The 25,454-nt window shown below is 64.5% G+C and carries 25 protein-coding genes; 18 read left to right on the top strand and 7 right to left on the bottom strand.

Features of this window, described 5'->3' with window-relative positions; all coding sequences use genetic code 11:
- Window positions 1-13: 13 nt before the first annotated feature.
- The 4 genes from hpnC to DFO48_RS17690 all read left to right on the top strand — a co-directional run bounded on the left by hpnC (window position 14) and on the right by DFO48_RS17690 (window position 4,394).
- Window positions 14-895: a squalene synthase HpnC gene (gene hpnC / locus DFO48_RS17705; protein ID WP_114864290.1), complete on the top strand. Its 882-nt coding sequence runs from the start codon at window positions 14-16 to the stop codon at window positions 893-895.
- A 133-nt stretch (window positions 896-1,028) separates the two neighbouring features.
- Window positions 1,029-1,868: a presqualene diphosphate synthase HpnD gene (gene hpnD, locus DFO48_RS17700; RefSeq protein WP_114864289.1), complete on the top strand. Its 840-nt coding sequence runs from the start codon at window positions 1,029-1,031 to the stop codon at window positions 1,866-1,868.
- A 7-nt stretch (window positions 1,869-1,875) separates the two neighbouring features.
- Window positions 1,876-3,222 (top strand): hydroxysqualene dehydroxylase HpnE, encoded by a 1,347-nt coding sequence (hpnE, locus tag DFO48_RS17695; protein ID WP_114864288.1) that lies wholly within the window; start codon window positions 1,876-1,878, stop codon window positions 3,220-3,222.
- A gap of 149 nt (window positions 3,223-3,371) precedes the next feature.
- On the top strand, window positions 3,372-4,394 hold the full coding sequence (locus DFO48_RS17690) for a tripartite tricarboxylate transporter substrate binding protein (protein WP_114864287.1): 1,023 nt from the start codon (window positions 3,372-3,374) through the stop codon (window positions 4,392-4,394).
- 87 nt (window positions 4,395-4,481) lie between these two features.
- Here the strand turns inward: DFO48_RS17690 and DFO48_RS17685 are convergent, their stop codons facing one another.
- From DFO48_RS17685 to DFO48_RS17675, 3 genes are read right to left on the bottom strand one after another with little or no spacing between them, the layout of a single operon-like run.
- Window positions 4,482-4,697 carry a DUF2788 domain-containing protein gene (locus DFO48_RS17685; RefSeq protein WP_114864286.1) on the bottom strand — a complete coding sequence of 72 codons (216 nt, stop codon included), beginning with the start codon at window positions 4,695-4,697 and terminating at the stop codon, window positions 4,482-4,484.
- Between the two features lie 47 nt (window positions 4,698-4,744).
- Window positions 4,745-5,593 (bottom strand): DUF2189 domain-containing protein, encoded by an 849-nt coding sequence (locus tag DFO48_RS17680; RefSeq protein WP_114864285.1) that lies wholly within the window; start codon window positions 5,591-5,593, stop codon window positions 4,745-4,747.
- Between the two features lie 45 nt (window positions 5,594-5,638).
- Window positions 5,639-6,388 (bottom strand): HAD family hydrolase, encoded by a 750-nt coding sequence (locus tag DFO48_RS17675; RefSeq protein WP_114864284.1) that lies wholly within the window; start codon window positions 6,386-6,388, stop codon window positions 5,639-5,641.
- 73 nt (window positions 6,389-6,461) lie between these two features.
- Between DFO48_RS17675 and hemH the strand changes: the two genes are divergently transcribed.
- The 14 genes from hemH (at window position 6,462) to DFO48_RS25490 (ending at window position 20,007) form a co-directional block, all read left to right on the top strand.
- Window positions 6,462-7,559, top strand: coding sequence for a ferrochelatase (hemH, locus tag DFO48_RS17670; RefSeq protein WP_114864283.1), 1,098 nt, complete (start codon window positions 6,462-6,464; stop codon window positions 7,557-7,559).
- Between the two features lie 51 nt (window positions 7,560-7,610).
- A complete protein-coding gene (locus DFO48_RS17665) occupies window positions 7,611-8,588 on the top strand; it encodes a LysR family transcriptional regulator (RefSeq protein WP_003078459.1) in 978 nt (325 codons plus the stop codon).
- Window positions 8,589-8,780: 192 nt separating this feature from the next.
- Window positions 8,781-9,734 (top strand): isopenicillin N synthase family oxygenase, encoded by a 954-nt coding sequence (locus tag DFO48_RS17660; protein WP_003078460.1) that lies wholly within the window; start codon window positions 8,781-8,783, stop codon window positions 9,732-9,734.
- A gap of 11 nt (window positions 9,735-9,745) precedes the next feature.
- Window positions 9,746-10,546 carry an alpha/beta fold hydrolase gene (locus tag DFO48_RS17655; protein ID WP_114864471.1) on the top strand — a complete coding sequence of 267 codons (801 nt, stop codon included), beginning with the start codon at window positions 9,746-9,748 and terminating at the stop codon, window positions 10,544-10,546.
- Window positions 10,547-10,587: 41 nt separating this feature from the next.
- The gene (locus tag DFO48_RS17650) at window positions 10,588-11,586 is read left to right on the top strand and encodes an ABC transporter substrate-binding protein (protein WP_114864282.1); all 999 of its coding nucleotides are present in this window, start codon (window positions 10,588-10,590) and stop codon (window positions 11,584-11,586) included.
- Window positions 11,587-11,648: 62 nt separating this feature from the next.
- The gene (locus tag DFO48_RS17645) at window positions 11,649-12,428 is read left to right on the top strand and encodes an ABC transporter ATP-binding protein (RefSeq protein ID WP_114864281.1); all 780 of its coding nucleotides are present in this window, start codon (window positions 11,649-11,651) and stop codon (window positions 12,426-12,428) included.
- A 29-nt stretch (window positions 12,429-12,457) separates the two neighbouring features.
- The gene (locus tag DFO48_RS17640; protein ID WP_003078464.1) at window positions 12,458-13,219 is read left to right on the top strand and encodes an ABC transporter permease; all 762 of its coding nucleotides are present in this window, start codon (window positions 12,458-12,460) and stop codon (window positions 13,217-13,219) included.
- 20 nt (window positions 13,220-13,239) lie between these two features.
- On the top strand, window positions 13,240-13,752 hold the full coding sequence (locus DFO48_RS17635) for a nucleoside deaminase (RefSeq protein WP_114864280.1): 513 nt from the start codon (window positions 13,240-13,242) through the stop codon (window positions 13,750-13,752).
- A 24-nt stretch (window positions 13,753-13,776) separates the two neighbouring features.
- On the top strand, window positions 13,777-14,574 hold the full coding sequence (locus DFO48_RS17630) for a xanthine dehydrogenase family protein subunit M (RefSeq protein WP_003078467.1): 798 nt from the start codon (window positions 13,777-13,779) through the stop codon (window positions 14,572-14,574).
- Window positions 14,575-14,579: 5 nt separating this feature from the next.
- Window positions 14,580-16,862 (top strand): xanthine dehydrogenase family protein molybdopterin-binding subunit, encoded by a 2,283-nt coding sequence (locus DFO48_RS17625; RefSeq protein WP_114864470.1) that lies wholly within the window; start codon window positions 14,580-14,582, stop codon window positions 16,860-16,862.
- Complete coding sequence (locus DFO48_RS17620; protein ID WP_003078470.1) at window positions 16,859-17,395, top strand: (2Fe-2S)-binding protein; 537 nt, start codon at window positions 16,859-16,861, stop codon at window positions 17,393-17,395. The genes DFO48_RS17625 and DFO48_RS17620 overlap by 4 nt, the downstream gene beginning before the upstream one ends.
- A gap of 214 nt (window positions 17,396-17,609) precedes the next feature.
- Window positions 17,610-18,566, top strand: coding sequence for a sulfurtransferase (locus DFO48_RS17615; RefSeq protein WP_114864279.1), 957 nt, complete (start codon window positions 17,610-17,612; stop codon window positions 18,564-18,566).
- Window positions 18,567-18,722: 156 nt separating this feature from the next.
- Window positions 18,723-19,820 carry a YeeE/YedE thiosulfate transporter family protein gene (locus tag DFO48_RS17610; RefSeq protein ID WP_034349504.1) on the top strand — a complete coding sequence of 366 codons (1,098 nt, stop codon included), beginning with the start codon at window positions 18,723-18,725 and terminating at the stop codon, window positions 19,818-19,820.
- A 13-nt stretch (window positions 19,821-19,833) separates the two neighbouring features.
- A complete protein-coding gene (locus DFO48_RS25490) occupies window positions 19,834-20,007 on the top strand; it encodes a hypothetical protein (RefSeq protein ID WP_003078476.1) in 174 nt (57 codons plus the stop codon).
- A 64-nt stretch (window positions 20,008-20,071) separates the two neighbouring features.
- On the opposite strand, the gene DFO48_RS17605 is transcribed toward DFO48_RS25490, so the two are convergent.
- The 4 genes from DFO48_RS17605 to DFO48_RS17590 all read right to left on the bottom strand — a co-directional run bounded on the left by DFO48_RS17605 (window position 20,072) and on the right by DFO48_RS17590 (window position 25,380).
- Entirely contained in the window at window positions 20,072-21,022 is a 951-nt protein-coding gene (locus tag DFO48_RS17605; protein WP_003078478.1) for a VTT domain-containing protein, read from the bottom strand.
- Window positions 21,023-21,106: 84 nt separating this feature from the next.
- Window positions 21,107-22,021 (bottom strand): alpha/beta fold hydrolase, encoded by a 915-nt coding sequence (locus tag DFO48_RS17600; protein ID WP_003078481.1) that lies wholly within the window; start codon window positions 22,019-22,021, stop codon window positions 21,107-21,109.
- 92 nt (window positions 22,022-22,113) lie between these two features.
- Complete coding sequence (locus DFO48_RS17595; RefSeq protein ID WP_114864278.1) at window positions 22,114-24,252, bottom strand: D-(-)-3-hydroxybutyrate oligomer hydrolase; 2,139 nt, start codon at window positions 24,250-24,252, stop codon at window positions 22,114-22,116.
- Window positions 24,253-24,309: 57 nt separating this feature from the next.
- Window positions 24,310-25,380 (bottom strand): branched-chain amino acid ABC transporter permease, encoded by a 1,071-nt coding sequence (locus DFO48_RS17590; RefSeq protein ID WP_114864277.1) that lies wholly within the window; start codon window positions 25,378-25,380, stop codon window positions 24,310-24,312.
- Window positions 25,381-25,454: the final 74 nt, after the last annotated feature.

The raw sequence follows: 25,454 nt of genomic DNA, 5'->3' as shown, positions 1-25,454 counted from the left end.
GGGCGTGAACCATATGCCCCCAGCGAACCCCGCCGCCAACGCGCCGGCCAGCATCACCCATTACGAAAATTTCCCTGTCGCCTCCTGGCTGTGCCCGCCACGGCTGCGTGCGCCCATCGCTGCTATCTACCACTTTGCGCGCACCGCCGACGACCTGGCCGACGAGGGCCAGCACTGCGCCGAGCAGCGCCTGGCACAGCTGCAGCAATATGGCGCCGATCTGCAGCAGCTAGGTAGCGCCGGCGAAGCTGCCATGCTGATGCGAACTTCCTGGCCCCATATCTTTGGCCCGCTGGCAGTCCAGGTCCAGGCCCATGGCCTGCCCAAGCCATTGCTGGCCGACCTGCTCAGCGCCTTCGAGCAGGATGTGCGCATGACGGCCGCCCAGACCCGCTATACCGACATGGCCCAGTTGCTGGATTACTGCTGCCGCTCAGCCAACCCTGTCGGCCGCCTGCTGCTGCATCTGTATGGCGTGGTCAACGCCAGGGCGCTGATTCAGAGCGACGCCATCTGCACCGCCCTGCAGCTCATCAACTTCTGGCAGGACCTGAGCCAGGACTTGCCGCGCCAGCGCCATTACCTGCCGGATGCCGATCTGGCCCGCCACGGCATTGCACGAAGCGCGATCCGGCCGGACGCGGCGGCATTGACACCCGAGCTGCGCTCACTGCTCGGCGAGCTCAACCACCAGGCCCGCAGCCTGATGATCCATGGGGCGCCTCTGGTGCATCAGCTACCCGGCCGCACGGGCTGGGAACTGCGCCTGGTCGTGCAAGGCGGTCTGCGCATTCTGGACAGACTGGACGCCATGCAGGGGCGCAACCTCTATCAGCGCATCAAGCTGGGCAAGCTCGATATGGCCGCCATGCTCTGGCGAGCCCTACGCATGTAAGCAAAGCAGATAGCCCTGAACCCTTTCTGTATATGCGCAGCTCGCTATTGAATTTGAAGTCCAACAAGGTGCATGCCACGCATTTCACTGTTGTGTCGGCCAACGACCCGCGTCATGGGACAATGCTCCCCCTATGAATCCGGATCAGTACGTCCAAGACAAAGCCGCCTCTTCGGGCAGCAGCTTCTATTACGCCTTTCTCTTCTTGCCCAAGGAGCGCCGCGCCGCCATCACGGCTTTCTATGCCTTCTGCCGCGAAGTGGATGACGTGGTCGACGAGGTCACTGACCCCGGCGTGGCAGCCACCAAGCTGGCCTGGTGGAAGACCGAGGTGCACAAGGCTTTCACCAGCCAGTCCGCTCATCCCGTGATGCAGGCACTGATGCCCCACGCCAAGACCTATGGCATCGAAGAGCGCCATCTGCAGGCCGTCATCGAAGGCTGCCAGATGGATCTGGATCAGACCCGCTATCTGGACTTTACCGGTCTGCAGCGCTACTGCCATCTGGTCGCCGGCGTGGTCGGCGAAGTCGCTGCCCGCATCTTCGGCCAGACCGACGAGCGCACCACCGAATACGCCCACACGCTGGGCCAGGCCCTGCAGCTGACCAATATCATCCGCGACGTGGGCGAAGACGCCATGCGCGGCCGTATCTACCTGCCCATCAGCGAGCTGCAGCAGTTCGACGTCAAGGCCCACGAGATCAACAAGCGTGAGTACTCGGAACGCTTCACGGCCCTGATGCGCTTTCAGGCCGAGCGTGCCCACAACCTGTATGACAAGGCACTGGACCTGCTGCCCGACGCCGATCGCCACGCACAAAAGCCCGGCCTGATGATGGCGAGCATCTATCGCACCCTGCTGCGCGAAATCGAGTCCGAGAACTTCCAGGTGCTGCACCAGCGCATCAGCCTCACGCCGCTGCGCAAGTTCTGGCTGGTCTGGAAGATGCAGGCACTGGGCCGCATGTAAGCGCGCCATGCAAGTTGCCATCATCGGTGGCGGCTGGGCCGGTATGGCTGCCGCAGTACAGCTCTCGCTAGGCGGCCATCAGCCCACGGTTTTCGAAGCCGGCCGCCAGCTGGGTGGCCGGGCCCGCAATCTGGAACTACCGGGCGGCACCTTCGCCGACAACGGCCAGCATATCCTGATTGGTGCCTATGCCGAATGCCTGCGGCTCATGCGCGTCGTGGGCGTAGCGCCGGAACACGCCCTGCTGCGCAGGCCCCTGGCCATGCGCCATGCCGATGGCAGCGGCCTGAGCTTTCCCGAGCTGCCCGCGCCTCTCGACGCCCTGGTCGGAATTGCCAGCGCCAGCGGCTGGTCGCTGCGCGAACGTGCCGCCCTGCTGGGCCGCGCCCTGCGCTGGCGTGTCCAGGACTTTCGCTGCGCAGATGCTGCAACCGTTGCCGATATCTGCAGCGGTCTACCAAAGCGCCTGCTCGACGAATTCATCGAGCCGCTTTGCGTGTCGGCCCTCAATCTGCCTGCCGCACAGGCCAGCGGCAGCATCTTCTTGCGCGTGCTGCATGACGCGCTGTTCGCGGGTGCGGGCGGCTCGCACTTTCTGGTGCCGCGCTGCGGCCTGGGCGATCTTTTTCCCGTCCCGGCTGCGCAATGGCTAGAAGGCCGAGGGCATGCCGTGCATACGGCCAGCCGCATTCAAGAGCTAAGCCCCCAGGGCCGGCAATGGCTGCTGCGCAGCACCAACCCCGCCATTGCTGCAGAGTTGGAGCAATCGCGCTTTGATGCCGTGCTGCTGGCCTGCCCACCTCAGGAAGCAGCCCGCCTTGCGCTGCTGGCTGCCGAAGACCAGCGACTTCCCGCACGCAACGGCGTGCATTACCAGCACTGGGCACAGAGCGCGCAGGCGCTTGAGCACACGGCCATTGCCACGGTATATGCACGCAGCAGCCACCGCCTCGCGCCCGCGCTGCCCTGGCTGGCACTGCGGCCCGACGCCCAGGCTCCGGCCCAGTTTGTGTTTGACCGCGGGCACCTGCAGCCATCAGATGGCACCCAGCAAGGCCTGATGGCTTTTGTCGTCAGCGACTGCCGCACAAACCGCGAAACCCTGGAGCAGCTGGTGCTGGAACAAGCTCGGCAACAGTTGGGCTGGCAGGACATTCAAGCTGCGTTGACCGTGGTTGAAAAGCGCGCCACATTTGCCTGCAGACCCGGCGTGAAGCGCCCGGGCATGGAGCTGGGCCATGGCCTCTGGGCTTGCGGCGACTATGTGAGCGGGCCCTACCCGGCGACGCTGGAAGGTGCGGTGCGTTGCGGGATTACGGCAGCCGACGAACTGGTCCGCATAGACCTGGACTGAGCAGCTCTGGAGCAAACCCTATGAGGACAATCCTGATGCCTGGATAGTCCTGCTGCACCAAATTTGACAGCGATTTGACAGCCACAGTTGCGACCATGGCTTGAGAGGCAATCTCTCAGCCGCATAAAGCCAAAAGCAACGGAGACAACATGGCATCCACGTTCGACAAGTCCACTCGCGATATTCTGAGCATCTCGCGCCGCCATCTGCTGACCGGCGCCGGAGCCCTGGCCTGCAGCAGCCTGCTGCCCGGTATAGCTCGCGCTGCCGATGACAGCTGGCCCAGCCGTCCGATTCGCTTTGTCGTGCCATTTGCTCCTGGCGGCAGCTCTGAAATCGTGGCCCGCTCCACCGCAGCCGAGCTGTCCAAGACCATCGGCCAGAACGTATTCGTGGACAACAAGCCCGGCGCCGCGGGCAATATCGCCATGCAGGAGGTGGCTCGCGCCGATGACCAGAGCACGGTCATCCTCGGCCATATCGGCACCCTGGCCGTCAACCCCTATATTTTTGACAAGCTGCCCTGGGACCCGAAAAAGGACTTTGTGCCCGTGAGCCTGCTGGCCAAGGTGCCCAGCCTCTATGTGGTGCACCCCGATCTGCCCGTCAAGAACATTGCCGATCTGGTGGCCTATGCCAAGAAGAACCCCGGCAAGCTCAGCTATGGCTCGGCCGGCAACGGCAGCGCAGGGCATCTGGCATTCGAATATCTGAAGATGACGGCCGACATCTTCATGCTCCACGTGCCCTACCGCGGCACCGGCCCCATGATGACCGACCTGCTATCGGGTCGTCTTGATGCGGCCTCTGTCGGAGCCGCCGCGCTGCTGCCCTTCATCAAGGCCGGCAAGGTGCGCTGCATCGCAACCGGCTCGACCAAGCGCCTGCCACAACTGCCTGATGTGCCTACGGTGGCCGAGCAGGGCTTTCCAGGCTTCGAGATGACTCAGTGGTACGGAATGCTGGCCCCTTCCAGCCTGCCTCGCGCCCATGTGGACAAGCTGGCCGCAGAATGCGCCAAGGCCGTCAAGGCACCCGATGCGCTCAAGCGCCTGCAGGGCGACGCCGCCGAACCCATTGGCAGTACGCCAGAGCAGTTTGCCCAATTCATCAGCATCGAGCAGAACCGCTGGCAAAAAGTGCTCAAGCGCGCGCAGGTGAAACCGGGTTGAGCGCCCGAGGCGCCAAAGGCCTTCCCTCTTTCTCGTCGCAGGAGGGAAGATCTGCTCGGGCCTTTGGGCCTGGCCGCGGGGCAGGGTTCAGTGGCTCTCTATCCACCACTGGATGATGATTTTGGCGATATAGCCAACAAAGCCCACGCCCAAACCCAGGCAAATCACAAAGGTGCCGAACTTGCCTGCCTTGGACTGACGCGCCAACTGCAGGATGATGAACACCATGAACAAGATGAAGGCGCCCACGCCCCAGGTCAGGAAAAAGTGGGCAAGCTGTTCTTCCGTATAACCGAATATCACGACAACCAGGTCCTTACAGCCCTTGCCAGGCCCTGGTCGCGCAGCGCTCAGACGGCAGGCACCATCGCGTCATCCCTGGCGGGGAATGCAGAGGCATCCACCAGGTCACGATAGGCGTGCCAGCTGGCATGGCCCAGCAGGGGCATCACAACCACCAGCCCCAGCAAATAGCTGCCAAGGCCCAGCAAAGTCAACATCACAATCAGCGCCGCCCACAAGGCCATAGGGCCCGGGTTGGCCAGCACCACGGACCAACTGGTCAACACGGCCTGGCGCACGGTCACTCGCCTGTCCAGCATCAGCGGCATGGCCACCACGCTGGACGCAAAAATCGGAGCAGCCAGAAAGCTGCCCAAAGCCATCCATTGCACAAACAGCTGGCCATCCCTGGCCAGCACCACATGCGCAATGAAATCCTGCAGGGTCTGCACGCGCACGGGCGACATCACGGTGATCAGCGACGCGGAAATCAGCACCCAGCCCGTGGCGGCCAGCGCCAGCAAGGCGCCGAACCGGACCATGCACCAGTACCCTCCCGGGCCCGTGGCATGGCAGCTCTGCCACTGCGTCCAGGTGCGGCGAATCAGACCCCAGTCTGCCACCTCACCGCGCTCTAGTGCCCGGCTGATGGCATAGAGGCTGGTGGCAACCAGCGGCCCCACCACCAGAAAACCCGACAAGGCTCCTGCCATCAACCAGAAGCGATTGTGCCCCAGGGTCAGGATTGCTGCACCGATCAGGATCAAGGCCAGACCATGCGCCAGACTGATTAACGGAGCGTTAGAAATGTCCTGCAAGGCTCTGGACAGCCACACCAGAGGCCGGCTCCAGGCAATGGTTTGCACAGGTGCCAGCGGTGGCGGCGTGAGAAGGCAGGCAGACAGACAGGTAGGCATAGGCGGTCCTTCTTCGCTGACCCGCAAAGCTCCCGCTCGTTCCGGTCAACGATCTGCCAGCCCCTGACACAACTGCCAAAGGCTGGCGACTGTGACGTGGGGTTCAGGACCCACGCAAGGCCATGCTACCTGTCCGCGGTTGAGCCAGACTGCGTGCATACCCGCATCCATGGCGCCCCGGGCATCCAGCTCCGCATCGTCGCCGATGTGCAGTACATGCTCGGGGGCCACGCCGGCCGCATCCGCTGCGGCCTGAAAAAAACACGTCTCGGGCTTGGCCATGCCGGCTCCGCTGGCAGACAGCGAGGCGCGAAAATGCTCGCCGATACCCACCACATGCACATTCGCGTTGCCATTGGACAGGGCCACCACCGGCCAACGCTGCGAGAGAAACTGCAGCGCCGGCAAGGCATCGTCAAACAGCTCGACCCGCTGGCGAGCGGCAAAGAACTCGTCAAAGGCCGGTTCGGCCAGGGCAGGATCGTCGCCGGCCCGGGTCAGCGCCAGCCGGATGGACTCCCGGCGCAGGCCGCTGAGGTCTGCTTTCAGATCCGGGCGCAGTGCCACGATTTCGTGGCGCAAGGCGCGCACCTTGTCCGTATCTCCCAGGTGTTCGGCCGTACCGGGAGCATGCTGCGCGAGCCACTGCAGCAAAACGGCCTCTGCCTTGGCAATCGTGGGCCAGATGGGCCAGAGCGTGTCGTCCAGATCCAGACTGATGGCGCGAATCTGGCCGCTGTGGCGCAGGCGCTGAAGGGTTTCAATGGCAGGGGCTGTGGTGTCTTGGGATTGCATGCCCCGAAGAATAGCGGCCCGGCTAATGCCGCAGAGCGGCTGCGCCTATCCGATTAGCTGACACAATTGAGCCATGCCATCACGCTTTGCGCCCGAACCCCGCTTCCGTCACGATCAATCCGCACGCACCGGCATCCTGCTATGCAACCTGGGCACGCCGGCCGCCCCCACGGCCGCCGCAGTGCGCCCTTATCTGGCGGAATTTCTTGGTGACGATCGCGTGGTCGAGATTCCCAAGCTCGCCTGGTGGCCGATCCTGCACGGCATCATCCTGCGCACCCGTCCGGCCAAGTCGGCCGCCAAGTACGCCACTGTCTGGCATGAAAAGGACGGCTCCCCGCTGCTGCACTGGACCACGCGCCAAGCCACCTTGCTGCGCGGCTGGCTGGGCGAGCGCGGCCACAATGTGCTGGTGCTGCCGGCCATGCGCTACGGCACGCCGTCCATTGCGGCCCAGCTGGATGCACTCAAGAAAGACGGCGCGACGCGCATCCTGATCCTGCCGCTGTACCCCCAGTACTCGGGCACGACCACGGCCAGCGTGTTTGACGCCGTCTACGACTGGGCCAGAACCCAGCGCCATATTCCCGAGCTGCGTTTTGTCAACCGCTACCACGACGATGCCGGCTACATCGAAGCACTGGCGCAGCGCATAGAAGCGCACTGGCGCGGCCACGGCCGCGGGGAAAAGCTGGTCATGAGCTTTCATGGCGTGCCAGAACGCACCCTGCATCTGGGCGACCCCTATCACTGCGAATCGCACAAGACGGCACGCCTGCTGGCCGAGCGGCTCAAGCTCGCCAGCGACCAGTATCTGGTGACCTTCCAATCGCGCTTTGGCAAGGCCAAATGGCTGGAGCCCTATACCGAGCCCTCGCTGATTGCCATGGCCCAGGCTGGTACCCGGCGCGTCGACGTGGTCTGCCCCGGCTTTACCAGCGATTGCCTGGAGACGCTGGAGGAAATCAAGCAGGAGGCACGCGAAGCCTTTATGCATGCAGGCGGCCAGCAGTTCGAGTACATAGACTGCCTCAACGACAGCGCACCCTGGATCACCGCGCTCAGCAATATTGCCCAGCAGCATATGCAAGGCTGGCCCACCGGGCGCGAGGAGGATGCCGAGCTCAAGGCCCGTGCCCAGCGTGCCAAGGCGGCGGGCGCGCCCCAGTAAGCGGTCGCGGCCACCCAGCGAACTGGCACGGCATATGCTGCCTCCGGCAGCATGCATATTCACGCCCGCTCCATTCGCTATTTCGACATGATTCGCCGTTGCGGCTCCATACGCGAGGCCGCACGACATCTGCATGTGGCTTCGTCGGCAGTCAACCGCCAGTTGCTGCAGCTTGAGGACGAAATCGGCAGCCCGCTGTTCGAGCGCCTGAGCTCGGGCCTGCGGCTCACGGCCGCTGGCGAAGTGTTTTCGCGCCATGTGATCACGGTGCTGCAGGACGAGCACCGCCTCAGCACCGAACTAGAGCTGCTGCGCGGCGTGCGTCGCGGCTCGGTCAGCGTGGCCGCCGTGGAAGGTCTGAACGCCGACCTGATGCCGGCCGTGCTCACGCAGATGCACAGACGCTATCCCACGATTCAGATTCATGTGCGCACCTGCGGCTCCCAGCAGGCAGCACAGGCCGTGATTCAGGGCGATGCGGACGTGGGCATAGGCTTCTCGGTCAAGCGCCACGACAATCTGCGCCAATGCACCATGGGCCGCTTTGCGCTGGGGGCCATCGTGCCGCCCAAGCACCCGATTGCCCAGCTGGAGCGCGTGGACTTTGCGCAATGCGCAACCTTTCCTCTGATTCTGCCCACGCCCGAACTCTCCATGCACGACTTGCTGCAACCCTTGCTGGCGCACCACAAGCGTGCATTGCAGGTATTGCTGGAAACCTCGTCCATCGAACTGGCCAAGAGTCTTGCCGAACGCGGCGTGGGCATTTTCTTCCAGAGCCGCCTGGGGCTGGAGCGCGAGCTGCGCGAAGGCCGGCTGGTCCATGTACCGCTGGATACCCCCACCACGCTGTACTCCGAACTCGGCGTCTATGTGCGTGCAGGACGCACGCTGCCATCAGCACTCGACGCCTTCAACCGCATCGCGGCCGATGCCATAGAAAGCCGCGAGGACGAGGAAAGTGCCGCCCTGCGTGAATGGGTGGCGCGCACGCAGACCGCCGCTGCGACGGCTTCCGCCAGGAGCTGAGCTCGCCCTTGCCTATGCCTGCACCGGCATTGTGCGCATCGCTTCTCGAGAATGCACCAATGCCGTGCAGCGCTTTACCCATAAGCGATTGGCGCTCACATTTTTAGATCACCCCGCAGCAAAAGCTGCGCTATCCAGCACGGACTGCGCTTTCTAAACTGACTCCAGTTCTTCAGTTTCTGGACGCCATTTGTGAGCACCTCTGCCCTCCCCCTCATCGACATCAGCGGCCTGCGCAGCCATGACCCTGTGGATCAGCACCTGGTGGCCGAGCAGCTGCGCCAGGCTTGCGAGCAGCGCGGCTTCTTCTATATCACCGGCCATGGCATAGACCCGGCGCTGATCAGCAGCCTGTTTGCCGCCAGCCAGCGCTTCTTTGACCTGCCCATGACCGAAAAGCTGGCCGTGGACAAAAAGCTCTCCCGCTGCAATCGCGGCTATGAGCCGCTGCGCGCCCAGACGCTGGAGAGCGGCGCACCGCCCGATCTCAAGGAAAGCTTTTACGCCGGTGCCGAGGTCGCGGCCAACGATGCGCGCGTGCTGGCCGGCCGCTTCAATACCGGCCCCAACCAGTGGCCCGAAACCCTGCCCGACTTCCGCGCCGTGATGCAGAACTATTACCAGGCCGCCTACAGCCTGGGCGCGACCATTGTGCGCGGCCTGGCCTTGTCCCTGGGCGTGCCGGTCAGCCACTTCGACGGCTATCTCAAGGAGGCCGCCGCGACCCTGCGCCTGCTGCATTACCCACCCCAGCCCGCCAACCCTGAACCCGGCGAGAAAGGCTGCGGCGAGCACACGGACTTCGGCGGCGTGACCTTGCTGCTGCAGGACGAGGCAGGCGGCCTGCAGGTCTGGGACAAGGACCTCGGCAGCTGGATCGACGCGCCCCCCGTGCCCGGCGCCTTCGTCGTCAACATCGGCGATCTGTTCGCGCGCTGGACCAATGACCGCTATGTCTCCACCTTGCACCGGGTCATCAATGTCTCGGGTCGCGAACGCTATTCCGTGCCCTTTTTCTTCACGGGCAACCCGCTGCACAAGGTGGAATGCATTCCCACCTGCCTGGACGAGGGCGAGCAGCCCAGATACCCGGCCGTCACGGTGGAGCAGCACCAGATCGAATGCTATCGCCGCACCTACGGTTGACGGAGGCCACGATGACAAGCTCACGCAATATGGTGCTGATCCACGGGGCCTGGCAAGGCAGCTGGGCTTTTGCGGCCTGGACGCCGCTGCTGCAGGCCAGAGGCTGGAAGGTGCTTGCCGTCAATCTGCCGGGCAACGATGCCGCCGCCGAAGACGACAGCTGCGCCAATCTCGACGGCTACACCGCCCATGTGCTGCGCGTGCTGGAGTCGCTGGACGGCCCTGCCGTGGTGGTCGGTCACAGCGGTGGCGGCATGACGGCGTCTCAGGTCGCCCAGGCCGCCCCCGAGCGAGTCAGCGCCCTGGTCTATCTGGCCGGAATGATGCTGCCCAGCGGCATGAGCTATGGCGATGTGATCGCGCAATGCCGCGCTGCCGATCCGGGCTTTGACTACCAGGGCATAGGCCCGCATCTGGCCTGGAACGAGCAGCGCAATGCCAGCAGCGTGCCGCTGGAAGCCGCCATGGCCTTGTTCCTGCATGACTGCCCTCCGACCGCTGCACTCAAGGCGGCCAGCCGTCTCTGCGTCCAGCCCGAAGCGGGCCGATCCATGGTGAACCGGCTCAGCGCCGAGTGTTTTGGCCGGGTGCCACGTATCTATGTGGAATGTCGTCAGGACCGCTCCGTGACGCTGCCGCTACAGCAGCGCATGCAGCAGCTCACGCCGGGCGCCAGACGCATCAGCCTCGATTGCGGCCATGTGCCCCAACTGGCCTGCCCCGAGGCCCTGAGCGATGCCTTGCTGCCAGTTCTAGATGAAATTCAATCGAAGCCGTTTATGAGCTTGCGCATGCCGCTCATCAATGTATAGCAAGTAATTACCCAAAAACTCGCATTCTTCAGGAGTTATTCATGACGCGCCCCACGACCTACTTCAAACGCTCCGCCCTTTTCGCCATGCTCGTCGCCTGTGGCGCAGTGGCCCAGGCAGCCGACAAGCTCACGGTACAGCTCGACTGGCTGCCCGGCGGCGACAAGTCCTTTGTCTATGCCGGCGTGCAGCAGGGCTTTTTCAAGGACGAAGGCCTGGACGTGAAGATCGTTCCCGGCCGGGGCTCGGCCGATGCCGTGACCAAGGTGGCCTCTGGCTCCGCCGATGTGGGTTTTGGCGGCATCTCGGCGCTGATGATGGCCGCAGCCGAAGGCAGGATTCCCGTCAAGGCCGTGATGTCGCTGTATTCCAAACAGCCCGATGCACTGTTCACGCGCGCCGACAGCAAGATCAGGAACCTCAAGGACATGGAAGGCAAGACGGTGGCCATGCCCACCTTCTCCTCATCGAATGCCCTGTGGCCCATCGTGCTGCAGAAGAACGGCGTGGACGCCAGCAAGATCAAGGTCATCAAGTCGGACCCGGCCACGCTGGCTCCCATGCTGGCCCAGGGCCGCGTGGACGCGACCATCAACTGGGTGACCGTGGCTCCAGCCTTCGGCGCCGTGCTCAAACAGGCCAGCCAGGAACTATCGGTCCTGCACTGGACGCAGTTCGGTCTGGACGGCTATGGCTGGTCCGTCATGGCCAGCGACAAGACCATCAAAGAACGTCCCGAAGTGCTCAAGCGCTACGTGCGGGCACTGGGCAAGTCGCTGGAGTTCTCCATCCAGAACCCGCAAAAGGCGGCCGAGTCGCTGAAGGCCCAGGTGCCCGAAGCCGACACTGCCGTGGTCAAGGCCGAATTTGAAGCCTCCATCCCGCTGCTCAGGAACGAGATCAGCCAGCGCGACGGCCTTGGCAAATTCGAGCCCCGGCTGCTGGCTGCCACCTGGGGCTGGGTGGCCCAGTCCATGAGTTACGACCTCAAGAAGGTCGACCCGGAAATGCTGGTGGATCGCCGCTTTCTGAGCCAGTAAATCCCATGCGAGGGCGGCGCAGCGCCGCCCTCACGCCCTTGTTCTTTCCTTGATCGCCTGCCATGCAATACGTAATCGATCTGAACGCGGTCACCCAGACCTTTGTCTCCAGCGATGGCAGCCCTGTCACGGCCCTGCAAGGCGTGGACCTGCATCTGCGCCGCCACGAATTCGTCTCCCTGATCGGCCCATCGGGCTGCGGCAAGTCCACCATATTGCGCCTGATTGCGGGCCTGATCCGCCCCAGCAGCGGCGAGGTACGCATCTTCGATCTGCCCGTGACCGAACCACGCGACGAGATCGGCATGGTTTTCCAGAAGCCCACGCTGCTGCCCTGGCTCTCGGTGCTGGACAACATCACCTTCCCCATGCGCCACAAATACGGCCATGTGGAAATGAAGGAGGAGGCCCGCGCCCAGCAGCTGCTGGAGATGATCGGTCTCAGGGACTTCGGCCACAAGCGGCCCCACGAACTCTCGGGCGGCATGCAGCAGCGCGTCGCGATTGCACGCTCCTTGCTGCATGACCCGGACATCCTGCTGATGGACGAGCCCTTTTCGGCGCTGGACGCACTCACACGCGACGAAATGAGCCTGGAGCTGCTGCGCATCTGGAACGAGCGCCCCAAGACCGTGGTCTTTGTGACCCACTCCATCCAGGAGGCCTTGCTGCTATCCGACCGCATCGTGGTCATGAGCGCCCGCCCGGGCCGTGTGGCCGACATCATCGACGTGCCGCTGGCACGACCGCGCAGCATGGCCACTCTGGCCGATCCCGTGTTCACCGAAATGGCCAACGAGATTCGTCTCAAGGTCTTCAGCAAACACCCCGCACACGCCTGAAGATCTTCCCGCAGCCCCAAGAGCCCCCTATGTCTGCCCTCCTACAACGCCATGCTTCGCTGCTGGTATTCCTCGCCGTCCTGCTGTTCTGGGAGTGCGCCTGCCGCCTGGCGCATATCCCGGAGTACATTTTTCCCGCTCCCAGCCTGATCTGGCGCTCTGCTGCCGAGATGGGGCTGCAGCGCTGGCTGGAGCATGTCACGGCCACCCTGCAGGTCGCGCTCATAGGCTATGCGCTGGCGATCGCACTGGCCATTCCTCTGGCCATCGCCATCACGCGATCGCAGCTGCTCTCGAAAATCATCATGCCCTGGCTGGTGGTGATCCAGTCCACCCCCATCGTGGCCGTCGCACCCATCATCGTCGTCACTCTGGGTGCAGGCCTGCTGCCCCGCGTGGTCATCACCACGCTGATTGCCTTTTTCCCGCTGGTGGTTTCCACGGCCCTGGGCCTGGCCTCGGTGCCCGCAGAGCTGGTGGAGCTGTCGCGCTCGCTGCGCGCCACCACCAGCCGCCAGTACTGGCAGATTCGCATGCCGTTTGCCGTGCCCTATGTGTTTTCGGCCCTCAAGGTCTCCATCACGCTGGCCATTGTGGGCGCCGTGGTCGCCGAGTTCGTGGCTGCGGAAAAAGGCCTGGGCTATCTGATTCTGTTTGCCACCTCCTCCTTCAAGGTACCCGTGGCCTTTGCCGCACTGGCACTGCTGGTGCTGTGCAGCCTGCTGCTCTATGGTGGCGTGCAGCAGTTGCACAAGCGCCTCTTTCCCTGGAGCCAGAGCACTCCAGCCTGATCAACACAAGGACCGCCACCATGACAGACCAAAACTTCCCCCCTCAGGGCCTGACGCCCTCTGCGGAACAAATCCAGCGCAATCTGCGTCGCGCGCAGACCGTGGCCCAGCGCGCCACGCAAATGGGCCACCACCCCTTCGGCGCCGTGCTGGTGGGCCCCGACCAGGAGACCGTGCTCATGGAGCAGTGCAATATCGACACCGTCAACCACGCGGAATCGACCCTGGCGCGCATGGCGGCCACCAATTACACGGCCGAGTTTCTGTGGGGCTGCACGCTCTACACCAATGTAGAGCCCTGCTGCATGTGCGCCGGTACGGCCTACTGGGCCAATATCGGTCGCATCGTGTTCGGCATGACCGAGCACCGCCTGCTGGAATGCACGGGCAGCCATGGCGAGAACCCGACCATGAGCGTCTCGTCGCGCTATGTCTTCGACCATTGCCAGAAGGCCGTGGAGCTGATCGGCCCCGTGCCCGAGATGGAGGCCGAGATCGCCGCCCAGCAGCAAGCCTTCTGGACGCAGCGCTGAGGACCACGCCAGCAGGAGGCTGCCATGCTGCTCACCCATCCCTCGTCACCCCAGGCCGCGCAGGCCCTGGCCCGCAAGCTCGGCAATGCCGCCTGCTTCATCGCCGGGGGCACGCTGCTGCAGCAGTCATGGGCAGAGCCTCGTCTGGCGCCATCGGCCACGCATTTCATCAATGTGATGCACTGGCCCGAGATGCAGCAGATCAGCCTCGGCCCGCAATATCTGCACATCGGTGCAGGCATGCGGCTGGAGGCCGTCCGCCGTCACCCCTGGGTGCAGCAGCACGCGCCCGTGCTCGTCCAGGCCCTGGCTCAGCTAGGGGCCATGGGAATACGCCGCCTGGGAACCCTGGGCGGCAATATAGGCTGGGGCGAAGGCGACTGCTGCCCGGTATTGCTGGCCATGGATGCGCAGGTCGAGTTGACGGACGGCAACCTGCAGTCGCTGGCGCAGACGCTCAAGCTCATGGACCGGCCGCTGATGCTGTCGTTCCTGCTGCCGCGCAGCGATGTGACGGAGCCCCGGCCACTGGTGTTCGAGAAGGTCGGCTATCGCGCGGCATTCTCCCCCGCACGCCTGCGCATGGCCTTGCGCTGGAGCGATGCACAAAAGCGCCTGAACCTGGACCGCATTGCAGCGGCGGCCCCGGGCATAGGCGTGCACCGCCTGCAAGCCACGGAAAAGCTGCTGAGCTATGCGCAGGAGCTGCAGATCCGCCCCTCCCTCGACGATATACGTACCACCTGCGAGCAAAGCCTGCCTCCCGATCTGGCCCGGATTGCCAGCCGCCTGATTGCCGGACATTGCGGGCTGCTGGCCTGAACGCCATGGAATTTCTCACTCCTCATCACATCCGCGAGCTGGGCCAGGAGGCTTTGCCGGTCCGGCCCGATGCCTGGGCCAAGCTCGGCGGCAACCCGGGCTTTCTGAGTGACCGCATTCAGCCGGGTCAGCTGCGCGGCGCGATTCTCGGCAGCCCTCATCCCCATGCACGCATTCTGCACATCGATACCAGTGCCGCCCAGGACCTGCCAGGCGTCCATGCCGTGGTCACCCATGCCGACATCCCCGGCATCAAGCACTATGGCTTGCGCAATGTGGACCGTCCCGTGCTCTGCATCGACAAGGTGCGCCATGTGGGCGACCCGGTCGCCGCCGTTGCGGCCGTGGACATGGAGACGGCGCGGCAGGCTCTGGCGCTGATCCGCGTCGAATACGAACCCCTGCCCCCGGTCTGCGACCCGGTCGCCGCCCTTGACGGAACGGCAGCCTCCGACCAGCCGGTCCACCAGGGCGGCAATCTGCTGCATGCCGCCAGCCACCGCCAGGGCGATATGTCTGCGGCCCGGGCAAGCACAGTGCACCGGGTGCAGGACAGCTATGTCACGCCACGCCAGATGCATGCCTTTCTAGAGACCGAAGGCGGTGTGGCCGAGCCCGATGGCGCGGGCGGCCTGCGCCTGTTTTTCGGCGGCCACAACCCCGCGCGGGAAAAGCAAGTCATCGCCGACATGCTGGGCCTGCCGCACGACAAGGTTCATGCCGTAGGGACGCCCGTGGGCGGCTCCTACGGCGGCAAGGACGAGCTGACCATTCAACCCATCGCGGCCCTGCTGGCCTGGAGGGCGCAACGCCCCGTGCGCTTGCACCTGACACGTCCGCAGTCCGTGGATCTGGGTGTCAAGCGACATCCCATGCAGATCGACATGCAGACCGGCTGCGATGCACAGGGGCGGCTTACCTACCACCAGGTGCAGATAGTGGCAGACACCGGGGCCTATGCCACGCATGGCCCCGAGGTGCTGGATGCCGCGCTCGAGCATGCCCCCGGCCCCTACCGGTATCAGGCACTGGACCTCAGCGCCAGGCTTGCCTATACGAACAACGGCATCGCCGGTGCGTTTCGCGGCTTCGGCGCCGTGCAGGTGCAATTTGCACTTGAGCAGCAGATGGACAGACTGGCTGCGCTGGTCGGCATGACAGCTGACGCGTTTCGCGCCCTCAATCTCGCCGCTCCCGAAGCACCCGGCCCGCTCGGCCAGCATGTCGTGCCGTTTGACGGCCCCCAGCGCGCACTCGATGTCGCCCGCCAGCAAGCGCTGTGGCGCGGGCCGCATCGCTGGGCCAGCGCGGACGGCCGCCATCTGCACGGCGTGGGCCTCACGCTGATCCATCGCAGCGATGGATTTGGCAAGGGTGGCCCCAGTGACTGCCGTATGGAGCTGGCCCTGTCCGCCGATGGTGCGATCGAGCTGCGCTGCGGCTTTACCGAGCTGGGACAGAACCTGGTCGGAACCATACAGAGCCTGGGCTCGCGGCATCTGGGCTGCGCCGCCGACGCGATCCGGCCGGTGCTGGGCGATACCCGGCTGACGCCCGACTCGGGCCCGGTGGCCGCCTCGCGCGCCACCACGCTGGTATGGCGCGCCTTGCACGAGGCGGCCCGGCCCTGGCAGCAAGCCTTGCTCCTGGCAGCTGCAAGACTGCTGCCCGATATCCCTCTGCGCTGCGGCGCATGGGGCCTGGAAAGCGCTGCGGGCCTGCGCCTGAGCTACGCCGATCTGGCAAGGGCATTGGGCGAACAAGCGCCCTGTATCTCCATAGACCTGCGTGCCGAGGACCCGGAGGGTAACGCGCATGACACCCACTTCGTCTTCGGAGCCTGCGCCGCCATTGCCCAGGTACGCGTCGACACCTGGAGCGGCATGGTCCAGGTGCAGCGACTGGTGATGTGCACGGCGCTGGGCCCCGTGGCATCGGCCCAGGGCTATCTGGGCCAGATGGAAGGCGGCGCCCTCATGGGCCTGGCCATGGGCACGCAGGAGGAGCTGACTTGCCTGGACGGTCACTACCAGGCACGCAATCTCGACGGCTATCTGATCCCTACGCTGGCCGATGCCCCTGAAATGCAGGTGCTGACGATCGAGAACCTTCCCGAGGGCGATCCCATAGGCCCGCGCGGAGCCGGCGAGATCAGCGTCAACCTGGCCCTGCCCGCAGTGGCCAATGCCCTGGCTGCCGCACTGCAGCACCCCATCACGCAACTGCCCATGACCCCGGAGCGCGTGATCGCGCTGCTGGAAGCGGGCGCGGAGTCCTCCACACCATGACAACGACCCACATCCCGGAGCCCGGCGGCAAGCCAGCCGCAGCCAGTGCAAAGGAGGCCTCTATTTTTGTGCTGCAGCTGAATCTGAACGGCCAGCCGGTCAGCGCCAGCTGCAGCCCCGATACCCGGCTGCTGACCTTGCTGCGCGAGCACTGGCACCTCACCGGGGCCAAACCCGGCTGCGAAGTGGGACGCTGCGGCGCCTGCATGGTCTGGCTCAATGCGGAGCCCGTGAACGCATGCCTGCTGATGGCCTATCAGATCCAGGGCCAGACCGTGCGTACCATCGAGTCCGTGGCACAGGACAGCGCCAGCGAACCTGTGCGCGACGCGCTGGCGCGCTGCGGCGGCGTGCAATGCGGCTATTGCACCTCCGGCATGGTCATGAGCATGAGCTGGCTGCACCAGCAGCAGCCCCGCCCCACGGCCGCCGAGGCCGAGGCCCAGATGTGCGGAAACCTTTGCCGCTGTACGGGCTATGGCGGTATCCGGCGGGCAGTGCAGGAGCTGTTTCCGTCCGGGCAAAGCGCATGATTTTTCAATATTGATAGCTGCAATCGCTTACTCACAAACCGACTCAGCCACTTTCACTACATCTATCAGAAACCGCTCTGTTTGTTCGCAGGCTCATGACCCCAGGCAATAAGCAGACAAGTTTTTCTTGGTTGGCCCTGTCGCGGCAAGGCCGGACAATAGAGGCCCTGGGCATAGCCATGCCCCTGACGAATCGGCTTTGCCGACTCCTGCCATGAAACACTCTCTGACAAGCTATGCACTGGGTCTGGGCTTGAGCCTGGGCGCCACCAGTTGGGCGCTCGCGGCCCAGCCCCTGCTCAACCCCGAACAGCTGCAGCCACTGCTGCAGCAGGCCGATGTCCGCCTCATCGATATCCGCGACCCCAAAGCCTTCGAGGCCGGCCATATCGCACAGGCTGCCAATGCCCCCTACGGCAAATGGCGCGGCCCGGCCACCAATCCTGGCGAGCTGCCCGACCAGGCCAAGCTGGTGGCGCTGGTCCAGTCCCTGGGCCTGACGCCAGCCACGCATGCCATCGTGATCTCCAGCGGTGCCGATGCCACGGACTTCGGTGCCGCAGCGCGTGTGTACTGGACGCTCAAAAGCCTGGGCCTCAAGGAGCTGTCCATCGTCAACGGCGGCATGAAGGCCTGGGAAAGCGCAGGCAAGCCCCTGGACAAGACCCAGGTGCAGATTGCGCCCAGCAGCTACACCCCGACTTTTGACGTCAACTGGCTGGCCACCCAGCAGGACGTGGGCAAGCATATCGACCTCTCCAATGCGGCCCTGGTGGACTCGCGCCCCGACGCCTTCTATCTGGGCAAGACCCGCGCACCCGCCGCCAAGCTCTCGGGCACCTTGCCCGGCGCCCAGCAACTGGATTTCAACCAGTGGTTTGTGCCCGGTACGTCACGGTTCGTGGATGCAGCCAAGGCCAGGGAAATCGCTGCCAAGGTCCAACGCCCGCAAGGCCAGGACATGGTGGCCTTCTGCAACACCGGTCACTGGGCGGCCACCGACTGGTTCGGCCTCTCCGAAATGGCAGGTCTGCCCAATGTGAAGCTGTATGCGGGCTCCATGGTGGACTGGACGCAGTCCAAGGACGCGCCGCGCATGGCCAACCAGCCGGGCCGCGCCCAGTCGTTGGCCTATGACGCCCAAAAATGGTGGGAAAAAACTTTTAAATGACTCCCCTGAGTCGCTTCGCGCCTTCCCCTAGCCGGGCGCCCCCAAGGGGACGACAACTTCGCTGCAGGGCGGCCTTTGCTCGTTGCCTCTGATCTGGGTGCATCCCCTTTGCGGAAAGTGCGTCGCAGTCCTTACCCATCAATTCCATAAAAACACATGAAACGACTTCCCATAACGGTCTTGCTGGCCGTTTTCTTTGGCTGGCTGCTGTGGTCGGTCTCTGTGCGTCAGGCGGCGCTGTTTGCCGTGGGCATAGGCCTGGGCGCTGTGCTGGCCGGCAAGCGCTTTGGCTTCACCACGGGCTGGCGCATGCTGGTCGAGGAAAAGGACGGCAGCGGCATCTTTGGCCAGTTGCTGCTGCTGGCGCTGGCGGCGGCACTGGCCATGCCTTTGCTGGGCCATTTCCCGGAGCTGACGGCAGCTCTCGGCCCACCCAGCATCAGCCTGCTGGTCGGTGCCTTTGTCTTCGGCCTGTGCATGCAGATCGCCGACGGCTGCGGCAGCGGCACCCTCTATAAGGCGGGCATGGGCATCCCCATGAACACCGCCATACTGCCCCTGTTTGCGATCGGCAGCTTTCTGGGCAGCCTGCACCTGGGCTGGTGGCTGGACCTGGGCAATACGGCACCCGTGGGCCTGGTCACGCAATGGGGCTGGGCTCCAGCGCTGATCGCCACGCTGGTCGCGCTGGCCGTGATCGCGGCAGGCGTGGCCCTGTATGTGAAAAAGGCCAATGCCGCCCTGAACCGCCCGGCCAAGCCGCTGCTGGTGCGTAAATGGCTGGTGGGGGCCGTGCTGCTGGCCATCCTGGCTACGCTCAACCTGATCATTGCGGGCCAGCCCTGGGGCGTGGTCTACGGCTTTGGTCTGTGGGCCGCCAAGATCGCCAATGCCACTGGCGCCGTCGATCTGGCCAGCAACTGGTTCTGGAGCCAGCCCGGCAATGCGGCGCGCCTGCATGAGACCGTGCTGCTGGACGTGACCAGCATCACCAATATCGGGATTCTGGGCGGTGCATTGTGGATTGCCGCCGGCAAACCCGCGGCAGCCAAGGCACTGACAGGCACACAATGGATCGTGGCCCTGGTGGCGGGACTGGTGCTCGGCTACAGCTCGCGCCTGGCTTTCGGCTGCAATGTGGGCGCCATGCTCTCGGGCATCTCCACCGGCTCCATCCACGGCTGGATCTGGGTCCCACTGGCATTTGCAGGCACCATCTTCGGCCTGCGCATCCGCCGCCATTTCGGCTTCTGAGCAAGGAACAACCATGACCTCACCAAGCACCTTGCGCACCGTATTCTGGGCTCTGCTGCTCATCTTTCTGGCCTGGGACTTTCATACATCGCCGGCCATCGACCTGCGCTTTGAAGCGCCGCTGATCGCCGCCGGCTCCGGCCAGGCCGCACAGGGCGGACATTGCTCCATGCCTGCCGGCAAATAAGCGCTTCGACCCCACCCGACGCCCTGCCCAAGGAATGGTCAGGGCGTTTTTCTTTGGGGCCTGCTCAGGCCTCGGGCTTTTCCAGCTCGAAGCCGGCCGCCTCCCAGGCCGTCAGGCCACCGGACAATGGCCGGACATTGTGAAATCCCGCACGCTGCAATTGCCTGGCCACGCGCGCGGCGGAGATCTCGTCGGGGCAGTCGCAATACACGACCAGGCCATGCTCATGCCGCTCACGCGGCAGCAAGTGCTCGTAGGCCGCCCGGCCCTTGCCCTGATGCGCCAGCCAGGAGCTGGCACCGGGAATATGACTCTGACCGAAGAGCAGGGGTTCACGCACATCGATCACCGTCGGCGTGATGCCCTGGGCGTTGAGCCCCGCCAGTTCCTCGACCGACATGCGCGGCATCTTCAGCGAACGCACCACGCGCTGCCTCTGCCACCACTTGCGCGCCACGAAAACTGAGAACGCGACACACAGCAGCAACAGCCCCCATTTGCCCAGGGCCGTCAGCACATCGAGCAGATCCTGTACCGTGGAGCTGAACAGCGAGCCCAGAAACACCGCCGAGCCCACCCAGATCAGGGCCCCCAGCGCATCGAACAGCACAAAGGTGCGCAGCGGCGTGCCCACCACGCCTGCAAGCGCGCTGGCGATGGAGGCAAAGCCCGGCACAAACTTGGCCACCAGCAAAGACCTGGCTCCCCAGCGACCATAGACGGACTCTGTCTGACGGATGCAGGCATCGGGCGAGAGCGAAATGCGGCAGATACGTCCCAGCACCCGGTGCCCATAGGCTCTGCCTGCGTGGTACCAGAGCACATCGGCTATCAGCGCTGCGGCCACCGCAATCACGGTCAGCCAGCCCAGGCGTGCCAGGCTGCCGCCCTCCAGCGCTCCGGTCACCACCAGCACCGGATAGGCCGGGATAGGGGCGCCCAGCTGCTCCACCAGCACATTGAGAAAGACAATGCCGAAGCCGTATTCCCGAATCAGATCGACGACAAAACCCATGACCCACGCTCCTTACCCCGACCGGGCTTAGCCACCGATGCTAGCGAGACGTGAACATCCCCGGGGCTGCGAGGTTGTTGCGCTTCAGGCCCGCTGCAGATGGGACAGAACGACCTCGAAATGTGCGCTCACATTGAGCGCCGGGGCATGGCCGCAGTCCGGCACTTCCAGCCAGGTCAGCAGGTCCCGGGCACCGGGGCCGCGCTGCTGCATTTGCTCGGCCACGGGCCTGAGCACCAGATCGGAGTCCTCGCCGCGCAGCAGCAGCACGGGCAGTTGCAGCGCGTCATAGTGATCCCAGAGAAGATAGTCGTTGTCATGCTCGGTGAACTGCTCGATCATGCGCGGGTCGTAATGCGGCGTGACGCGGCCGTCATCGCAACGACGCGTGCTGGTCTCGGTCAGCTTGCGCCACTCGAAATCGCTGAGCCAGCCATAGGGCTTGTAGGCTGCGCGGAAAAAGCCTTCCAGCTCGGCGACGGTGTCGAACACCGGCGGGCGGCCGGCGTAGCTCTTGATGCGGGCCAGCGCAGCCTCGGCCAGCTCGGGAGCATTGTCGTTGAGCGTGAGTGTGAGAATGCGGTGCCTGAGATCCGGCTCGAACAGGCCGGATGCGCAGACCGTGCCTATCGCACCGCCCATGCTGGTGCCCACCCAGTGCACCTGCTGCAGAGCCAGCGCATCCATGAGCTCGCGTGCCAGACGGGCATAGAAGCGCAGCCGATATTCCTCGCGCGGGTTGCGGCTCCACTGGCTCAGGCCGCGGCCCAGCGTATCCGGGCAGATGACGCGGTAGCCTTGCGTCGCAAGAAACTGCGCCAGTGCATCCATGTCGCGGCCCGTGCGTGCCAGACCATGCCAGGCGATCACCGTAGCCTTGGTCGGACCTTGCGGCAGCCAGTCAAGGTAGTGAATCTCGTAGCCAGCGCAGTTCGCATAGCGGGATGCCGGCACGATGGCCGCAGAAGCGCAGTTATTGGACATGTCAGGTTTCAGCATCAAAAAGGCCTCTAGCGCATATCTGATGAGCGCTATCAGCTATCAACTTCGATAGTAGGCCGGCAGCCGTAGCCCCCGGCCGGTCGTGTGTATCAGTCCGGCACGCGAATGGCTCCAGCGCTGACCTCAATCCTGTCTGCCGCTGCCGGAGTACCGGCAATCAGCGGCAGATTGGCTGGCTGTATGGCCGGTGCCTGACCCGGGTTGCCACCACGCGGCACGGTGCGCACCACCTGGCTGGGAGGCAGCGCCTTGCCGTTGGCAAGGTGGTCATACATGGCATCGAGCGCGCGGTTCAGATAGACATGCAGCGGGATGTAACGCGTGTCGTAACCCGGCAGCACGGCGGGCAGGCCGATGAAGCTGTCGAAGTGCTGGGCATTTGTGACCTCCACATAGCTGAGCTTGCTGGCAGCGCCTTCCACCCTCCGGTTGAGCGCCACATAGGGCCGCGTCGTGTGGTTCACGGGCAGCAGCGCATCCGCACGGCCATGGACGATGATGGCCGGCTTGCCCTGCAGATTGCCGTTGCGTCTTGTCTCGTCGATACCGGCCTGTAGCGCCCTGGCGGAGCCATCGTTGCCTGTGACGAGATTGCGCAGGCACAGCGCACCCGGCGTGTTCCAGTCGGCCACGCCCGAGTTCACCGAGACGGAGAGGAAATCGCGCGCGGCACCGAACTTGCCCTTGTTGTTGATGAGCTGCACGCCGCTCGATGGCGGCACGCCGTTGCCCGTGGAGAACATGCTGGCCAGCGCCCCGGGGGCCAGCGGCGTCACTGCGCCCGCAGCCGTCGCTCCGGCATAACTGTAGCCGCAGAGGTTGTCCCTCACGCTGGCGCGCGAGAGCGAGTTGGCAAAGGTGACCGACACGGCGGGCGCCACCTCAAAGGCGGCCAGCGAGGCATGCAGCTCGCTGGACTCCGGCTCCCACCCATAGTCGCGCAGCCTCTGCAAAGCTTCTTCGGCCTGGGCAGCCGTGGTCGTGGTGTTCAGCAAACCGGCAGTCCTGAGTGCCGCACAGCGGTTGGGGGCAATCGGCAGAGCTGTGCTGGCAAAGCCTGCGGCAAACGCTGCCGCATAGGGCGAGCCGCTGACCGACGCCGCCAGCGAGGCGCAGGATTGATAGAGGTTGGCATAGCTCGTGAAGTCCACCAGCGTCTTGCCCACCACAGGCAGTGCCGTGCCACCGCGCTGCACGGTTACGCCGGGGTTGAGGGGCAATTCAACCGCTGGCTCGGACACGGCCACGCCGTTGATCAGCCCCTGCGAGTCCTGCTCGGCGGCGGCAATCGCCGCGCCGCCGCCGTTGGAGATGCTTGATGCAATGACGATGGTGTTGCTCTGCTTGAGCGTACGCAGACGTTCGCCCAGAATGTTGCGGTCCCCATAGCGCTCGTTGAGCACGTAGTAGGCGAACTCCACGGCCTGCAGCGTGGTACGGCCCCAGTCCTTCTCTGGGTTCTGGCCCGAGTGCGCATGCTTGAAGGCAAAGCGGTTGGGCGTGGCAGTGTTGAAGGCGGCCAGTTCGCCAGCCGTGAGTCCCGCATTGAATGCAGCCTGCTTGCCCGCTGCGGCAGCCGTGCTGCGCGTGCCGTCGATCAGCGCCACGGTGTCGTTCATGAGGTCGTGCGGAGCGGCGCCCGTGCCCTTGTCGGAATAAGCCACTGCGCAGCCGCGCTTGAGCCCCCATTCGCCTGTGGTGATGGCGCCGTACACGCCGCGCGAGCCCGAAGCCGTGGCGGTGATGATGCAGGCCTTCCTTGGGTCAAAGCTGGCCGGCACCTGCACCATGAGCGTGACGTTCTTGCGGCCCGAGCCGTCGTCCGAAAACGCTATGTACTCGGTGCCGGCAATCCTGCCTTCGCCGGCCGTCACCCGGCCCTGCGCATCCACATTGGGGCCGTAGAGCGTGCCGTAGCCACCCGCGGCTGTCATGTCCAGCATGGCGCGGTAGTTGGTGTAAATGGCCAGGCGGCGCAGCTCGGCCGCCGTGGGCTGGAGCGCAATCGCGACGCCAGGCGCCGTGGCCGAGGCCAGGCCGCTCTTGCCCATGCCCGCGGTCAGCAAGTCATCGCTGCTGCCGTCATAGCTCTGTTGCCGCACCGCGCCCAGGTAGCCGGGTTTGGCATTGAGCTCGCCTCCATCGCCTCCCCCGCAGGCGGTCAACACGGCAGCCGCCAGCACCACAAGGGCTGCTGGCGGCAAGGCAATCGCATAGGTCTTCTGCATGGGCTTTGTCTCCTGTCGTAGTGAAAGCAGTCAGAGAAGGGGTGCCAGTAAAAGATGTCAGGGTTTGCGCGCCGCAGCCGCGCGCAGCCGGCCAACCACGCCGGTAGGGAAGTAGTAGACCGACAGCACGAACAGCAGACCCAGCCACAGCAGCCAGCGGTCGGGCGACAGCAGCGCGGACAGCCATGGCAGGCTGACGGAGGCTTCGCTACCGAGCCGCAGCAAATCCTGCAGATAGCTTTGTGCGATCAGAAAGATGACGGAGCCGATCACAGCACCGTAAATCGTTCCCATGCCGCCGATGACGACGATGAGCAGGCAGTCCATCATGATCTCGAAGGACAGCGTAGTGTCCGGCCCGTTGTAGCGCAGCCAGACCGCCAACATGGCACCGGCCACGCAGGCGAACAAGGCCGACAGCACGCTGGAGGTGGTGCGATAGACCACCACGCGGTAGCCAATGGCCTCGGCGCGGAATTCGTTCTCGCGAATCGCCTGCAGCACGCGGCCGAACGGCGAATTGACAATGCGCAGCAGCATCAGTACCAGAACCACGGCTACGGCAAACAGCAGGTAGTAGCTGATGATCCTGCCGTCGATGAGGATGCCGAAGATCTCGTTCTCGAACGGCTCGAAGCTGGGCGACAGCCATTCGGGCATCTTGAAGGTCAGGCCATCCTCGCCTCCCGTCCAGTCGGATAGCTGCGACGCCAGGGTCTGGAATGCAGCCGCCACCGCCAGCGTGATCATGGCAAAGAAGATGGCGCGCACACGCAGGGAGAACAGGCCGATGGCCAGGGACAGAACGAGCGACACCAGCAGCGCCGCACCCAGCCCCAGGGCCAGCGCCCCCCAGCCCGGGCCCAGCTTGCCAGAGGCAATGGCCACGCCATAGGCGCCTATGCCGAAGAACATGGTGTGGGCAAAGCTGACGATGCCGGTATAGCCCAGCAGCAGGTCAAAGCTGGCCACCAGCACCACAAAGATCAGCACCTTGGCTGCCACATTGAGCGCCTTGACACCGGGAAAGGCAAACGGCGCCACGGCAAGGCCGATGAGAATGGCCAGCAGCATCACGGCCAGCACGCGACTGCGCGGCAGATCGCCCGAGAGCAAACGGTTCAACATCCCATTAACCTTTCATCTCTTTGGCAGCGAATTGCTCGAACTGGGCATACACCCGGCCAGCGGCCACCGAGCAA

The organism is Comamonas sp. AG1104 (assembly GCF_003350425.1).
Classification (GTDB): domain Bacteria; phylum Pseudomonadota; class Gammaproteobacteria; order Burkholderiales; family Burkholderiaceae_C; genus Comamonas; species Comamonas testosteroni.
This window is presented reverse-complemented; position numbering and strand designations above follow the sequence as displayed.